Annotated in this window: 14 protein-coding genes; 7 read left to right on the plus strand and 7 right to left on the minus strand. The window is 64.5% G+C overall.

Annotation, left to right across the window (positions count from 1 at the left end):
- Positions 1-12 precede the first annotated feature (12 nt).
- The 3 genes from IVB12_RS09055 to IVB12_RS09065 are packed head-to-tail and all read left to right on the plus strand — an operon-like array spanning position 13 to position 2507.
- On the plus strand, positions 13-1098 hold the full coding sequence (locus IVB12_RS09055; protein ID WP_247297834.1) for a branched-chain amino acid ABC transporter permease: 1086 nt from the start codon (positions 13-15) through the stop codon (positions 1096-1098).
- A complete protein-coding gene (locus tag IVB12_RS09060) occupies positions 1085-1819 on the plus strand; it encodes an ABC transporter ATP-binding protein (protein ID WP_247297836.1) in 735 nt (244 codons plus the stop codon). Before IVB12_RS09055 ends, IVB12_RS09060 begins: the two co-directional genes overlap by 14 nt.
- Positions 1812-2507, plus strand: coding sequence for an ABC transporter ATP-binding protein (locus IVB12_RS09065; protein WP_247297838.1), 696 nt, complete (start codon positions 1812-1814; stop codon positions 2505-2507). The genes IVB12_RS09060 and IVB12_RS09065 overlap by 8 nt, the downstream gene beginning before the upstream one ends.
- 549 nt (positions 2508-3056) lie before the next feature.
- Here IVB12_RS09065 and IVB12_RS09070 read toward each other — a convergent pair.
- The 5 genes from IVB12_RS09070 to IVB12_RS09090 all read right to left on the minus strand — a co-directional run bounded on the left by IVB12_RS09070 (position 3057) and on the right by IVB12_RS09090 (position 8589).
- On the minus strand, positions 3057-4217 hold the full coding sequence (locus IVB12_RS09070; RefSeq protein WP_247297841.1) for a LuxR family transcriptional regulator: 1161 nt from the start codon (positions 4215-4217) through the stop codon (positions 3057-3059).
- 79 nt (positions 4218-4296) lie between these two features.
- Positions 4297-5814 carry a murein L,D-transpeptidase family protein gene (locus IVB12_RS09075; RefSeq protein WP_247297843.1) on the minus strand — a complete coding sequence of 506 codons (1518 nt, stop codon included), beginning with the start codon at positions 5812-5814 and terminating at the stop codon, positions 4297-4299.
- Positions 5815-6200: 386 nt separating this feature from the next.
- A complete protein-coding gene (locus tag IVB12_RS09080; RefSeq protein ID WP_247276289.1) occupies positions 6201-7163 on the minus strand; it encodes an acetyl-CoA carboxylase carboxyltransferase subunit alpha in 963 nt (320 codons plus the stop codon).
- A 306-nt stretch (positions 7164-7469) separates the two neighbouring features.
- Positions 7470-8426: a site-specific tyrosine recombinase XerD gene (xerD, locus tag IVB12_RS09085; RefSeq protein WP_247297852.1), complete on the minus strand. Its 957-nt coding sequence runs from the start codon at positions 8424-8426 to the stop codon at positions 7470-7472.
- Positions 8427-8442: 16 nt separating this feature from the next.
- Entirely contained in the window at positions 8443-8589 is a 147-nt protein-coding gene (locus tag IVB12_RS09090) for a histidine kinase (RefSeq protein ID WP_247276291.1), read from the minus strand.
- 158 nt (positions 8590-8747) lie between these two features.
- On the opposite strand from IVB12_RS09090, the gene IVB12_RS09095 reads away from it, so the two are divergent.
- The 3 genes from IVB12_RS09095 to IVB12_RS09105 all read left to right on the plus strand — a co-directional run bounded on the left by IVB12_RS09095 (position 8748) and on the right by IVB12_RS09105 (position 11918).
- Positions 8748-9359, plus strand: a complete 612-nt coding sequence (locus IVB12_RS09095; protein ID WP_247297855.1) for a shikimate kinase — start codon at positions 8748-8750, stop codon at positions 9357-9359.
- Positions 9356-10498: a 3-dehydroquinate synthase gene (gene aroB / locus IVB12_RS09100; protein WP_247297858.1), complete on the plus strand. Its 1143-nt coding sequence runs from the start codon at positions 9356-9358 to the stop codon at positions 10496-10498. The genes IVB12_RS09095 and aroB overlap by 4 nt, the downstream gene beginning before the upstream one ends.
- Positions 10499-10565: 67 nt before the next feature.
- Complete coding sequence (locus IVB12_RS09105; protein ID WP_247297861.1) at positions 10566-11918, plus strand: hemolysin family protein; 1353 nt, start codon at positions 10566-10568, stop codon at positions 11916-11918.
- Between the two features lie 46 nt (positions 11919-11964).
- Here the strand turns inward: IVB12_RS09105 and IVB12_RS09110 are convergent, their stop codons facing one another.
- Entirely contained in the window at positions 11965-12234 is a 270-nt protein-coding gene (locus IVB12_RS09110; protein ID WP_247298010.1) for a BolA family protein, read from the minus strand.
- Between the two features lie 157 nt (positions 12235-12391).
- Between IVB12_RS09110 and IVB12_RS09115 the strand changes: the two genes are divergently transcribed.
- Positions 12392-13027 (plus strand): DnaJ domain-containing protein, encoded by a 636-nt coding sequence (locus tag IVB12_RS09115; RefSeq protein ID WP_247276295.1) that lies wholly within the window; start codon positions 12392-12394, stop codon positions 13025-13027.
- A gap of 103 nt (positions 13028-13130) precedes the next feature.
- On the opposite strand, the gene IVB12_RS09120 is transcribed toward IVB12_RS09115, so the two are convergent.
- Positions 13131-14174 carry a sensor histidine kinase gene (locus IVB12_RS09120; RefSeq protein WP_247297864.1) on the minus strand — a complete coding sequence of 348 codons (1044 nt, stop codon included), beginning with the start codon at positions 14172-14174 and terminating at the stop codon, positions 13131-13133.
- Between the last annotated feature and the right edge of the window lie 23 nt (positions 14175-14197).

Here is a 14197-nt window from a genome sequence, read left to right on the forward strand (position 1 = left end):
AATGGGAAGCCGATGAGCGTGGTAAGAGAAGCCATCGCCGGCGACGAAGCGGACGACGCGATGGCTGAACGCGTGGCAGCGGGACGGGCCAGGGAACAAATCGAGGCAGGACGAAAAGTCCTGCCGATCGTCGAAGGCGTCGTGCTCGTCGCGGCACTGCTCGCGCCGCTGGTGCTCCAGGACTACCTCACCGTGTTCGCGACGCGCGTGATCATCCTCGCGCTGTTCGCGCTGTCGTTCGACCTCGTCTGGGGTTATGCCGGGATCATGAGCTTCGGTCAGGCCCTGTTCTTCGGATCGGCCGGCTATGGCGTCGCGCTGCTCGCGCGCGACCTCGATATCACCAACATGTTTCTGGTGCTGCCGGCGGGCACGCTGATCGGCCTGACCTTCGCACTGCTGCTCGGCGGCTTTCTGTTGCTGGGGCGGCATCCCTCCAGCGTGATCTTCGTGTCACTGGGCACGCTGACGGGCTCCTACGCGGCCGACCGCCTGGCGCGCGGCTGGTACTATCTTGGCGGTCAGAACGGCATCCCCTCGATCGCGCCATTGTCGCTTGGTTCATACGAACTCTCGGAAGGGCCGGCCTTCTATTATCTCGTGCTCGGCATCCTCGTCGTGGTCTACCTGCTCTGCCGCTTCCTGGTGCGTTCGCAGTTCGGCCTTGCGCTGGCAGGCCTGCGCGAGAACGAACAACGCATCGCCTTCTTCGGCTACAAGGCGCAGCATCTCAAAGCCATCATCTTCACCATCGGCGGCGCCATCGCCGGGCTCGCCGGCAGCCTCTATGCCTTCCATGAAGGCTTCGTCTGGCCCAATATGGTCGGCGTCGTGGTGTCGACCCAGGTGGTGCTCTACGTGCTGTTCGGCGGCTCCGGCACGCTGATCGGCGCCGTCATCGGCGCCGTCATTGTCGAAGGCGTCAGCTTCTGGCTGTCGGACAATTACCGCGATATCTGGCCAATCATTCTCGGCTTGTTGCTGCTGCTCGTGATCCTGTTCCGGCCGCTCGGCTTGATCAGTTTTGTCCTCGGCGAGCGTGAACGCGTCGGCAGCTTCGGTGCCAAACCCAAGGAGAAGCGCAATGCCGCTCCTTGAAGCCGCCGGCATCAGCAAGGTCTTTGGCAAGCTCACCGCGCTCGACGGCGCGGCGCTCAGCGTCGGCGAAAACGAGTTTCACGGGCTGATAGGACCGAACGGCTCCGGCAAGAGCACGCTGATGAAGTGCATCGCCGGGGCCGAAGTGCCGACGCAGGGCAAGGTGAGCTTCGTCAACACCGACATCACCGCCCTCACGCCGACCGAGCGCGCCCGCGCCGGCATGAGCCTGAAATTCCAGATCACGTCCGTGCTGCCGTCGCTGACCCTGTACGACAACATCCTGCTTGCGCTGCAGGCGCAGTCTTCGCTGTTCGATCTCGTATGCTCGCGCACGCGCAGGCTGCTGCACGACCAGGTCATGACCATGCTGACGCAGTTTCGTCTGGCGAACCGCGCCTTCGATGCGGCCGCCGCGCTGTCGCATGGCCAGCAGCAATGGCTGGAGATCGCGATGGCGCTGGCGGGCAAGCCAAAACTCCTGCTGCTGGACGAGCCGACCGGCGGCATGAGCCTCGAGGAGCGCCGCGTCACCGGCGAACTGCTCGAGCCGATCAAGCAGCATTGTTCGCTCGTCATCGTCGAGCACGACCTCGATTTCATCCGCGACATCTGCGATCGCCTCACCGTGCTCGACCAGGGCAGGGTGCTGGCATCAGGCACGGTGTCCGAGATCCAGGCCAACAAAGCCGTCCAGGAGATTTATCTGCGCCGTGCCTGAATTTTTGGACATCAAGCATCTCGATGCTGGCTATGGCCGCAGCCAGGTGCTGTTCGGCGTCAGCCTCGGCATCCCCTGGCGCGGCGGCGTCGCCGTGCTCGGCCGCAACGGCGCCGGCAAGACCACGCTGATGAAGACCATCGTCGGCGAGCTGCCGGCCTGGAAGGGCGAGGTCGCCTTCGACGGCCGCGACATCAGCCGCCGCGCCACCGAGCAGCGCGTGCGCGCCGGTATCGGCTACGTCCCGCAGGAGCATTCGGTGTTCGCGCGCCTGTCGGTGCGGGACAATCTCGCCGTCGGCTCGCTCGCGAACAAGGATTCCTCCGCGGTCGATCGCGTGCTGACCATCTTCCCCAAGCTCGGCCAGCGTCTCGACCAGCCTGCCGGGACCCTTTCCGGCGGCGAGCGCAAGATGCTCGCGATCGGCCGCGCCATGCTGGGGGATCCAAAGCTGCTGCTGCTGGACGAGCCCACCGAAGGGGTCTGGATCGGCGTCATCGAGGAGATCACCGAGCGCCTGATCGAGCTCGCGAAGACCATCGCCGTCATCATCGTGGAGCAGCATCTCGACCTCGCGCTGCGCGTCGCCGATTACGCCTACGTGCTCGATCGCGGCCGCGTCGCGCTTGAGGGTGAGGCGGGTGAGGTGCGGGGCAATCCGGAGCTGATGCGCTATCTGGCGCCGTAGCGAATGCGCGTGAGGCGCGCCGAACCCACAGCGACCACAGCTTTCATGCTCCGCGAAAGCAGGGCATGCAGTACGCCGCAGCCTCTCGGTTGATCACCGTGACTCACCCACGAAGGGCGACAATCTCGACCTGTGGCTCCGGCTCGAACCAGGGCCAAGCGCAACCTCGTTGAGAGCCTCGCTATGCGGGAAGTCGCGACCGATAGGGCGCCGTCAGAAGCAGCATGAAAAGTGCGCGCTCGGCCTGGTATTTTGCGGCGTGTCGACTTGATTCCCGCCCCTGCACCACGACTGCTCCTCCGATGGTGCAAACGCTCCAGGCCCATCTTTTTCGCTTGCGCTGCACCAAAGTCATTTCGAATGTGGGAAACTCCGGTCTAGCCATTGTCGCCGCTTCTCACCTTGGATCCAACCCGACAAACTTGAACGCGGAGGTCCGATACCTGTCTTCACCCATTTGGGTGAAAGGGGCATGTGCCGAGGCAAAGTCCCGGTCTGGGCCGTCGGGCGTAAGGGCGATGAGGGATGTCTCTGCGGGTGGATGGCACTCTAGCCGCCGCGCAACGCCTTGCCAGCGAGTAAGCTGACGAGCTCCTGCTGACGGGAAAGGCCGGTCTTCGACAGCACGGCTTTGAGCTGCGTGCGCACCGTCTCTCGCGTCACGCCGATTCTTGCCGCGAGGGCATCAACCGATCCGGCCTGTGCAACGCCACGTGCGACCTGGGCCTCTGCCGGCGTCAGGTCGAACAGCCCTTGCAGGACTTCCGCGCTCGGGACCGCGCCGCGATCGACGGGTGTCACGATGAGCATGAAGGTGGCTTGCGTGAAGATATCGCACGCCGATCCGCGCACCGGGACGACATGCACGACCATTGGTACGCGGTCCATGGCCGCTGCGATGGCGAGGGACTTGACGCCCCGGCTGTTGCCGACGAACGAGCTCCCCAGCGCCGCCGAGAACAATCCGTCCGCGTTGACATCGGTCAGGGTCAGCCGCTCTGCGCGGTCTTGGAATAGCGACGGCATCAGCGCTTCGAACAGCCCGTTCGCCGCGAGTAATTTGCCCCGTTCGCGCAAGATCGCTCCGGGCAGCCCGATGGCCTGCAATGCATCGGCTTGCGCGCGTGCGCGCTCGAAGCCAAGCCGGTTTGCAGTCAGAGACGCCCGAGCCAGATGCGGCCTCAGGCCATCGAGGAACGAGACGATCTCGCGCGGCACCGGTCCATTGTTTTGGTGTCGCGGCATGACGATCGCAATGGAATCGCCGCTCGGTATTGAAATGATGGTCCCGGCTCTGTAGCCGATTCCGTGCCTGCGGTAGAAATTGCAGTACACGTCATTGGTCGCGATCTCCTCTTCCGATACAAGGTCTCCATCGTTGAGGAAGCCGGCGTAGTTGAGGGCGGCGGCACGCGGCAGCAGCGGATCGCGCTCGCTCCATCCCTCTTCCAAGAAAAGATGCATGGTCTGGTCGTGATTGACGGAATTGATCCCGCTGACATAGCCGTCCCGTACCGCGAAAAGCAGTCCGCCATTGCCGCCGATGGCGTGACCGATTTCATTGAGGACCTCGGGCCACAATGACGGTATCAGCCCGGCCTCGTAAATGCGGTCTATCAGGTGATCGAGATGCCCAAATCCACTCATGCGCAGCGCGTAGGAGCAAACGCCGCAACTATAGCCGCGTGACCGGGCGACGCAATCCGGCACATCCAGAGGCGTTCCGGATTTATGGAGGGAACCAACCCGACGTCGTGCTTGGCTTATGCCGGAAGGCGCGGCATCGTCCCTACTTCATCGCTCCGAAGCGGCTGTCGAACGAGTTCGACGACACCACCGGCGCGGCGCCGGCGATCTGACCGCTCTCACCTGCACCTTCGCTCACCGACGGCTTCAGCGCCGGGCGTGTCTGGGCGAGGCGGGTGTTTGCGGGCTCTGCCGGCTTGGCGGCCACGGTCGCGGCCGGCTTCGGCGCGTCCTTCGCAACGTCCTTGGACTTGTCGTGCCCCGGCACGAACCGGGTCACGGCGGCCTTGAGCCGCGACGCTGCGGTGGGCGGCGTCGGCGTCGTGGCGGCCGGGGCCACGGAGGCGGTGGCTTGCGGCGGCGGGGTGGTCGCCGTGGTGTCGGCGGAGCCAAGGCCCATCTTGCGGCCGAGGTTGGAGAAGAAGCCTCCGGATTTCTCTTGGGTCTTCTCGGCAGGCTGGGCCGCGGCGACGCGGGTGCTGGTCGCGGGCGCGCTGGTAGCTGTGACCGGCTCTTCCTGCGGCGCAGGCGCGGATGCCGCCGCATCGAGATTCGGCTTGGGCGGATTGACATGGCCGGGGATGGTGCCCGGCGCCTTGGCCATCGCCAACATCTGCAGCGTGGTGCCTTCGGCGCTCTCGGACAGGCCCGTGGAGCCTTCCGGAATCTTCGCGGCGAAGACCTTGTTCATGCCGCCGTCGATGCCGGTGTTCATGCGCGCCACCGGCGTGCCCTTGGCGACCAGCCTAGCGTATTCCGCCTCGTCCTTGGCTTGCTTCCCCCGCACGGCGGCGGCGATGTCCTCGGGGATGACATAGGCCGGGCATTTTGCCGAGGCGTCGAACACCGGGTCGCGCTTGGCGTCCGCCGGCTTGGCTGCATCGAACACGTACTTCTTCTCGCAGAAATCGACCTTCGGCTCCTGCCGCGTCACCTCGAAATGATCATAGCCTTCCTTGATCATCTTCCAGAACGGCATGTTCGGATTGTTCCGGTGCTTGGCCATGTTCACCGGGGTCATCTTGAACGGATAGGCCTGGAGCTGGAACGCCTTCTGGCCGCCGAAAAAGGATTCGCGCCCTAGCGAATAGATCTCGGCGATCTGCTCGTCGGTCATGGCGTAACAGCCGCGCGAAGAACAATCGCCATGCACCATCAGCTGCGAGCCGGTGCGCCCGAGCGCCTTGTCGAACGCGTTGGGGTAACCGGTATTGAAGGACAGGTAATAGGCCGATTGCGGATTCATCTGGCTCGGATTGATCGAGTAGAATCCTTCCGGCGCCTGGCGGTCGCCTTCGCGCACCTTGGGGCCGAGATCGCCCGACCAGCGGCAGATCGGATAGGTCTTGAGCAGCGCGAACTGGCCGCTTCGGGTCTGCTTCCAGACTTCGAGCTCGGCCTCCTGCTTGAACAGGCGGACCAGGATCGGCGATTGCAGATCCATGTCCTTCTCGGTCATCGCGGCGAGCAGCTTTGGCGGCACCGGCTGGTTGGCCTTGGCGTTGGTCGCGAGCGAGACCTGGTCGGTGTCGCACCCGGTCAGCAGAACGCCGGCCGTCATCAGCGCAACCGAAGCCAAGAGCGCCCGAGCAAGCGAACGAGAAATCAAGATGGACCCCACACCGTGCCGGGCAGAAAGCGCGACCCCAATCGTTTGGAGCATGATCTGACCGGCGAACCAGACCCGTCGTGACGGGCTTTTCAGATCATGCCCCAGCGCTTATGCCCTGAAGCCATTGATTAAAATTCTAACCTCTGGGTCATGTGGTCGCAACCCGAGCGGGGATCACGAGCCCGTTGGCCCAGTGGCATGGTCAACGAAGACTAAATGGACGCGACTTTGGGCCTTACTTGGGCCTTTCGGCCGGATTGGAACAGAGATCGCCGATTTGGGCAAAAAAAGGGTTAACGCGGGGTTACTAGGGCCATCCGGGCTCTCGGGCCGAATCAGCCCAGTTTCCGGCCGATATCGAGGAATTTCTGCCGCCGCTGCTTGCGGATGGCGTCGCCGTCGAGGCCGCGGAGCTCGTCGAAAGCCTTGGCGATGGCATCGCCGGTGGTGGCGATCATGGCGGCAGGGTCGCGGTGGGCGCCGCCGACCGGCTCCTTCAAAATGCTGTCGATCACGCCGAAGCGGAGCATGTCCTGGGCGGTGATCTTCATGTTGTTGGCGGCTTCCTGCGCCTTGGTGCCGTCGCGCCACAGGATCGAGGAGGCGGCTTCCGGCGAGATCACGCTGTAGATCGCGTGCTCCAGCATCAGCACCTTGTTGGCGGTGGTGATGGCGATGGCGCCGCCCGACATGCCCTCCCCGGTGATGATGGCGACGTTCGGCACGGTCAGCGCCAGGCAGGCATCCGTCGAGCGCGCGATCGCCTCGGCTTGTCCCCGCTCTTCGGCGCCGATGCCGGGATAGGCGCCGGCGGAATCGGCGAGCGACAGCACCGGCAGACCGAACCGCTCGGCCATCTCCATCAGCCGCACGCATTTGCGATAGCCTTCGGGCCGCGCCATGCCGAAATTGTGCCGGATGCGGCTCTCGGTTGAATCGCCTTTTTCCTGGCCCATCACGCAGATCGGCTCGCCGCGGAAGCGGCCGAAGCCGGCGACCAGCGCCTCGTCCTCGCCGAATTTGCGGTCGCCGGCTAGCGGCGTGAACTCGGTGATCAGGCCCTTGATGAAGTCGTTGAAATGCGGCCGCTGCGGGTGCCGCGCCACCAGCGTCTTCTGCCACGGCGTCAGGTTCGCATAGAGGTCGGCCAGCGCTTGCGACGCCTTGTCCTCGATCCGCCCGATCTCCTCGGCGATGTCGGTGCCGGAAGCTGCGAGCGTGCGCAACTCGTCGACCTTGGAGTCGAGCTCGGCGACGGGCTTTTCGAAGTCGAGATAGCTGCGCATCTGGTCTGGCATAAACTCAATATAGGCGGACGGGGCTGGAGAAGCGAAGCGAGGTTGCGGTCGCGGAAAGAACTGTAGATTCTTCAATGGCTTGGCTTGTGTGCTCGTGGGCCGCAAGCCAAATCACTCGTGAAGCCCCGGCTCTTTCTGCGGAGATGTGGCCGAAGTCAAGGCGGTTTCGCCATCGCCGGGGTTGGACTCTCGTGTCCCGGACGCGCTGCAGCGCGCTGTAGCGCTGAGCCGGGACCCGGCAAGAGGCGTGGGGCCCAGCTCAGCGGCGCACCGTTTCACGCTGCGCCGCGGCGGGGGCACGCAAGATTACTTCTCCGCCAGTGGATGCAGGTCGCGCACCAGGCTCTTCAGCCGCTCCTCGACCACGTGGGTGTAGATCTGGGTCGTCGAGATGTCGGTGTGGCCGAGCAGGGTCTGCACGATGCGCAAATCGGCGCCGTTGTGGAGGAGATGGCTGGCGAAGGCGTGGCGCAGCACGTGCGGGGAGACCAGACGGGCCTGAAGCCCGGAGGCGACCGCGAGTTCCTTCAAGTCGCGCGCGAAATGCTGTCGGGTCAGATGTCCGCTCTCGCCGAATGAGGGGAACAGCCATTTCGAAGCAGCCACGCTGTTCTTCTTGTCAGCCTTTGCAGCTTCCATCGCCGCGAGATAATCCGCCATCGCCTGCCGCGAGGCTTCGTTGAGCGGCGCCAGGCGCTCCTTATTGCCCTTGCCGCGCACCACGATCATGCGCGCATCGCGCTTGGCCGCCGAGCGCGGCAGTGCCACCAACTCGGAGACGCGTAGGCCGGTGGCGTAGAGCACCTCGAGCAGGCAATAGAGCCGCAAGCTGCGCAGCCGTTTCGAGGGCGAGGCATCTGCCGCCTCGCTCAATTCCTTGGCGCGGCGGAGCATGCGGTCGACATCCGCAATCGACAGCACTTTCGGCAGGCCGCGGCCGCGCTTCGGCCCCGACAGGATCGCTGCGGGATCCTCGGTACGGATGCGCTCGTTGAGGAGAAAGCGGAACAGATGCCGCATCGCCGACAGCCGCCGCGCGACGCTGGTGGATTTGAAGCCGCGGGCATCGAGATCGGCGAGATAATCGCGCAGCGTTTGCGTCTCCGCATCCGCGAAAGTGTGGCCGACGCGGCCCAGAAATTCCGAGAGATCGGTGAGGTCGCGGCGGTAGGCGTCGAGCGTGTTGGGCCCGGCGCCCTGTTCCGCCGCGAGCATGTCGAGGAACAGGCCGGTGAGCCGGGTGTCGGAGGGTTTGGTGCGCATGCCCAAAGCCTAGCTGCTATTTCTTGAGAAACTTATCAGGCGGGATCGTCACCGTCATTTCCCGCGGCTTCGGACTGACGAAGTTTGCCAGCGCGAAGACCGCGCCATAGACGATGCCGGCGATCACGGCGAGGACCGTCAGGAAGCGGAACAGGCTGGGCATCGGCAAAGGGTCTCGATAGCGGTCTTGGCGGGCAAATTAACCAATGAAATCATCCAACATGTTCGCCGTTTCGTGGCAAGAGTCCTCTGGCGAGGCCCCCTGCGGGGTCGTATAGGTGGCGAAAGCATGCCGCCTTGGCGGCAGATCGAGCGAGATCCATGTCCGACGCCGCGCTGCCGATACCCGGTTCGCCTGAGGCCGACATCCTGTCGGCGCTCGGGGCGCGCTCGATCGTGCTTGTCGGGATGATGGGGGTGGGCAAATCCACCATCGGCCGCCGCATGGCGGCGCGGCTCAAGTTGCCCTTCGTCGATGCCGACACCGAGATCGAGGCGGCGGCCGGCATGAGCATACCGGAAATCTTCGAGCGCCACGGCGAGCCGCATTTCCGCGACGGCGAGGCCCGCGTGATCGCGCGGCTGCTGGACGGCGGACCGATCGTGCTCGCGACCGGTGGCGGCGCGTTCATGCGCGAGGAGACGCGCGCGCGCATCGCCGCGAAAGCGGTCTCGATCTGGCTCAAGGCCGACCACGACGTCATCATGCGCCGCGTGCGGCGCCGTGCCGATCGCCCGCTGCTCCAGACCGCCGATCCCGAAGGAACCGTGACGCGCCTGCTCACCGAACGCGAACCGGTCTATCGCCATGCCGACCTCACCATCGCCTCGCGCGACGTGCCGCACGACAAGATCGTCGAGGAATGCATCGAGACCCTGCATGCCCATCTCTGCGGCGTGCCACCTGCAGACCTTGCGAGTGCCGTACGATGACTGCGCCTTTGAAGCATTCCGATCCTGTCAATGTCGATGTCGCGCTCGGTGACCGCGCCTATGGCATCGTCATCGGCCGCGGCGTGCTGGCCTCGCTCGGCGAGCGCGTCGCGCGCTTGCGCCCCGGCGTGCGTACCGCCGTTGTGACCGACCGCACCGTCGCAAAGCACTGGCTCGAGCCCGCCGAGGCGTCGCTTGCCGCAGCCGGCATTCCGACCTCGCGCATCGTGGTCGAGGAAGGCGAGATCTCCAAAACCTATGCGGGCCTGGAAAAGGTCAGCGAGGCCCTGATCGCCGCAAAAATTGAGCGCAACGATCTCGTCATCGCGCTCGGCGGCGGCGTGGTGGGCGATCTCGCCGGCTTTGCCGCGGCGATCCTGCGCCGCGGCGTCGATTTCGTGCAGGTGCCGACCTCGCTCTTGGCGCAGGTCGATTCCAGCGTCGGCGGCAAGACCGGCATCAACTCGCCGCAGGGCAAGAATCTGCTCGGCGCCTTCCACCAGCCGGTCCTTGTCATCGCCGACACCGCCGTGCTCGACACGCTGTCGCCGCGGCAATTCCGCGCCGGCTATGCCGAGGTCGCCAAATATGGCGTGCTCGGCGACGACGCCTTCTTCACCTGGCTGGAGAAGAACCATGCCGATATCTTCAGGGGCGGCTCGGCGCGCGAGCATGCGATCGCGACGTCGTGCCGCGCCAAGGCCGCAATCGTCGCGCGCGACGAGCGCGAGACCGGCGAACGCGCGCTGCTCAATCTCGGCCATACCTTCGGTCATGCGCTGGAGGCGGCGACCGGCTTCTCGGACCGCCTGTTCCACGGCGAGGGCGTCGCGATCGGCATGACGCTGGCGGCGCAGTTCTCGGCCCGGCTCGGCAAGATCGGAGAGGCCGATGCGGCGCGCGTCGAGCGGCATCTGGTCGAAGCCGGCCTGCCGACGCGCTTGCAGGACATCGCGGGTTTTGCGCAGGAAGGCCTTGCCGACGCCGACGCGCTGATGGCGCTGATGGCGCAGGACAAGAAAGTCAAGCGCGGCAAGCTCACCTTCATTCTGCTGGAGGCGGTCGGGCGCGCCGTGATTGCGAAGGACGTCGAGCCGACGCTGGTGCGCGATTTCCTGCAGTCGAAATTAGCGCAGTGATGGCGGGATCGATTGGATCTGCCGCCCGCGAAACGGCGCGGAACGCCGAGGCGGTCGCGAGGCAAACATGAGTTCGATCTCCATCAATCTGCTGCTTGCTGTCCTCCTGCTTGCTGCCAACGCATTTTACGTGGCGGCCGAATTTGCCCTCGTGAAGAGCCGTGGCTTTCGCGTCAAGGCAATGGTCGAGCAGAACCGCTTCGGCGCACGCCTGTTGCAGACGATGATGGGGAATATCGAATCCTATCTCGCCTGCTGCCAGCTCGGCATTACCATGGCCTCCCTTGGTCTTGGCTGGATTGGTGAGCCGACCGTTTCTGCGCTGCTGAGCCCGATCCTCCATCCGCTCGGACTGTCGGAGGCGACGCTGCACTTCACCTCGTTCGTGGCGGGTTTTCTGGTTTTCTCCTCGCTGCACATCATCATCGGCGAACAGGTGCCGAAGACGCTTGCGATCAGGGAGCCGGTGCCGGTGTCGCAGTGGATTGCGTATCCGCTTCATGTCTCCTACCTGGTGTTCTACCCGCTGAGCTGGTGTCTCAACACGGCTTCGAGCGCGATCTTGCGTCTGATCGGCGTTCAGGAGTTTTCGCAGCACGAGATCCTGACGGATTCCGAGATCGAGGGCCTGGTTGAGGAATCGGCCGTACACGGCAAGATCGAGAGCGGCGAAGCCGAGTACATTCACAATGTCTTCCGCCTCGGCGAGCTGACCGTCTCCGACGTGATGGTTCACCGCACCGCGATGGTGATGATCAATGCCGATCTCCCGCCGGAGGAGCTGGTGCGGGAGGTGCTGGCTACCGAATACACCCGCATTCCGCTGTGGCGCGACAAGTCGGAGAACATTATCGGCATTCTGCACGCCAAGGATCTGTTGCGGGCAATCCGCGCGTCGGAAGGCGATACCTCGCGCATCGACGTCACCACCATCATGCTGCCGCCCTGGTTCGTGCCGGAAATGCGGCCGATATCCCAGCAGCTCAAGGCGTTCCGCCGCCGCAAGACCCATTTCGCGCTGGTCGTCGACGAATACGGCGAAGTCGAAGGGCTCGTGACGCTGGAAGACATCCTGGAGGAGATCGTCGGCGACATCGCCGACGAGCATGACGTCGTGGTCGCGGGCGTGCGCCGCCAGCCCGACGGCTCTGTCGTGGTCGACGGCTCGGTGCCGATCCGCGATCTCAACCGCGCGCTTGACTGGCACCTCCCCGACGAAGAGGCAACCACGGTCGCGGGCCTCGTCATCCACGAGGCGCGTTCGATCCCCGACCGCGGCCAGAGCTTCACCTTCCACGGCTTCCGCTTCCGCGTCCTCCGCCGCGAACGCAACCGCATCACCGCGCTCCGTATTTCACCGGTGCCGCGGGAGGCCGAGCTGGAGGAAGCCAAGCCGCGAAGGGCCGGAACTTCGTTTTGACCTCGCTTACCCTCCCTGGAGGTCCCTGGAGGGGAGGGTAAGCAAATCACCCTTCCCCCGGCGCCTGCGCGTGGATCGCGAGCGCATGCACGCCGCCAGCGAGTTCCGCGGCCAACGCCGAATTTATCATGCGGTGGCGATCGACCCGGCCCTTCCCTTTGAAGGCGGCAGATACGATATACACACGGAAGTGCGTCTCGCCGCTCGGCCGATGGCCGGCGTGGCCCTCATGCAAATGGGACTCGTCGACGACTTGCAGGCTCTCTGGCGTGAAAGCTTCCTGCAACTTGTTGCTGATAACGTCTCTGATAGCCATGTGAGCCATTAAGGGACGCGATCGCACTCCGTCAACACCATAGGCCGCCTCTGGTGGCCCGTTCTGAAAAGGCCGAAGTGAAACTTCGGCTACGGGTTTCAAGCTAATTGCAATGTCAAGACTTGAAGGTTTTTGCATTGCGTAGTCAAAGTCAGCCATGCCGATCGATTCATCAAAGTTCTTCGACTCCATCCGGGTCAAGCCGCGGGGCAAGCAGCCGGAAGTGAAGCCGCGCGACACCGTGGTCAATTGCGAATGGACCGGGTGTCAGAACAAGGGCGCGCATCGTGCGCCCAAGGGTCGCGACAATCAGCGTGAGTACTGGCACTTCTGCCTGAACCACGTGCGCGAGTACAATCAGAACTACAATTTCTTCTCCGGCATGAATGCCGACGCGGTCGCGCGCTACCAGAAGGATGCGCTGACCGGCCACCGCCCGACTTGGAAGATGGGCGCTAATGGCGGCGTCAAGAAAGGCGCGGAGGCGGAGATCGACAGCGCCTTCGATCCGTTCAGCATGTTCCAGGAGCTCAACGGCCGCGCCAACTGGCGCGGCGGCCCGCAAGCCCCGCCCAAGGCCGAGACGCGCAAGATCATGAACGCTGAGCGCAAGGCGCTCCAGGTCATGGGCCTCGGACCCGAGTCCACCCTCGCCGACGTCAAGAGCAAGTACAAGGCGCTGGTGAAGCAGCATCATCCCGACGCCAACGGCGGCGACCGCTCTACCGAAGACCGTTTGATCGAGATCATCAAGGCGTATAATTACCTGAAGACGGTGGTCCGCGAGGCCTAGTGCATTCAGGAATGCGTGCATCGGCCTTCAGAGGCTTTGCTTTGGCGACAGTCTAAAGCGCGATGACAAAGCGCGATGACGATGCATCCGGATCTGGTCGCGCTTACTTGGTGACGTCCGGGAACGCCATCTGGCACACCAGCCCTTCCGGCTTCCACCGCCGGGTGATCCTCCCGCGCAAGGTCCGGATGATGCCATCGACCGCGCCGATGCCAAAGCCCTTGCGCGTCGGCGGTTCGTTGACCGGGGGACCGCCGCGCTCTGACCAGTGCAGTACGAGAGGGTCTGCACCATTGGTCTCCCAGCGGATCTCCAGCGTGCCCGAAGGCGTCGACAGCGCCCCGTATTTGGCGGCGTTGGTCGCAAGTTCGTGCACGGCGACCGCGATCGATTGGGCGAGCGTCGCCGGCAGCCGGAGGTCGTCTCCAGCGATGCTGATACGTTCGCCGTCTGCGCCTGCGTAGGGCCGGAGTTCCTCTTCGACGATGGTCTTCAGACTCGCACCGGTCCAGCGCGATTCCGAGAACAGCCTCTGCACATTGGCAAGCGCGCTGAGCCGGCCTTGAAACGCGGCCTGGAATTCTGCAGCGGTCTCGGCCTTCGTCAGCCGCAGCATCGCCTGGGTCACCGCCAGCAGATTGTTCGAACGATGATCGACCTCGTAAGCCAGGAGCATCATCCGCTGCTCGGCCTGCTTGCGAGCCGTGATGTCGACCAGCATGTTCACCGCGCCGACCAGGCGGCCGCCTTCGTCGCGGAGCGGCGTCGGATACGGCATGAAGCAAATCCTTGAGCCGTCCGGCCGTTCGGCCACAGCCTCGACGTCGCGCACCGGCCGGTTCTGCTTGAGCGCGACGGCCATGGGGCACTCATCGTGGGGAAGCGGCGTGCCGTCCGGCAGATAGAGCTTCCATGTCACGCACCACATCTCGCCGATCTTTGGCGTGCGTCCGGCGAACTCGATGCAGGCTTGATTGAAGAAGGTGATGCGGCCCTCTGCGTCGGTGGTGTAGATCGCGGCGGGCAGCGCCTGGAGCAAGTCCCGGAATCGCCTCTCGGAATCCCCGCCGGCAGCGCTCCTGCTCGCTGCTTGCCTCGCGATCTCGCCGATCCTGGCCTCGTCCGAATGTCCAAGCAAGTCCAGCATCGCGTTCCTCTACGGGCCAGATC

This window comes from Bradyrhizobium sp. 179 (assembly GCF_023073535.1).
GTDB lineage: Bacteria > Pseudomonadota > Alphaproteobacteria > Rhizobiales > Xanthobacteraceae > Bradyrhizobium.

Bases quoted from the DNA above. Each gene is read 5' to 3' on its own strand.
- IVB12_RS09055 (WP_247297834.1), top strand. From the start codon at position 13: ATGAGCGTGGTAAGAGAAGCCATCGCCGGCGACGAAGCGGACGACGCG.
- IVB12_RS09060 (WP_247297836.1), top strand. From the start codon at position 1,085: ATGCCGCTCCTTGAAGCCGCCGGCATCAGCAAGGTCTTTGGCAAGCTC.
- IVB12_RS09075 (WP_247297843.1), bottom strand. From the start codon at position 5,814: ATGACGGCCGGCGTTCTGCTGACCGGGTGCGACACCGACCAGGTCTCG.
- IVB12_RS09080 (WP_247276289.1), bottom strand. From the start codon at position 7,163: ATGCCAGACCAGATGCGCAGCTATCTCGACTTCGAAAAGCCCGTCGCC.
- xerD (WP_247297852.1), bottom strand. From the start codon at position 8,426: ATGCGCACCAAACCCTCCGACACCCGGCTCACCGGCCTGTTCCTCGAC.
- IVB12_RS09090 (WP_247276291.1), bottom strand. From the start codon at position 8,589: ATGCCCAGCCTGTTCCGCTTCCTGACGGTCCTCGCCGTGATCGCCGGC.
- IVB12_RS09095 (WP_247297855.1), top strand. From the start codon at position 8,748: ATGTCCGACGCCGCGCTGCCGATACCCGGTTCGCCTGAGGCCGACATC.
- aroB (WP_247297858.1), top strand. From the start codon at position 9,356: ATGACTGCGCCTTTGAAGCATTCCGATCCTGTCAATGTCGATGTCGCG.
- IVB12_RS09105 (WP_247297861.1), top strand. From the start codon at position 10,566: ATGAGTTCGATCTCCATCAATCTGCTGCTTGCTGTCCTCCTGCTTGCT.
- IVB12_RS09110 (WP_247298010.1), bottom strand. From the start codon at position 12,234: ATGGCTATCAGAGACGTTATCAGCAACAAGTTGCAGGAAGCTTTCACG.
- IVB12_RS09115 (WP_247276295.1), top strand. From the start codon at position 12,392: ATGCCGATCGATTCATCAAAGTTCTTCGACTCCATCCGGGTCAAGCCG.
- IVB12_RS09120 (WP_247297864.1), bottom strand. From the start codon at position 14,174: ATGCTGGACTTGCTTGGACATTCGGACGAGGCCAGGATCGGCGAGATC.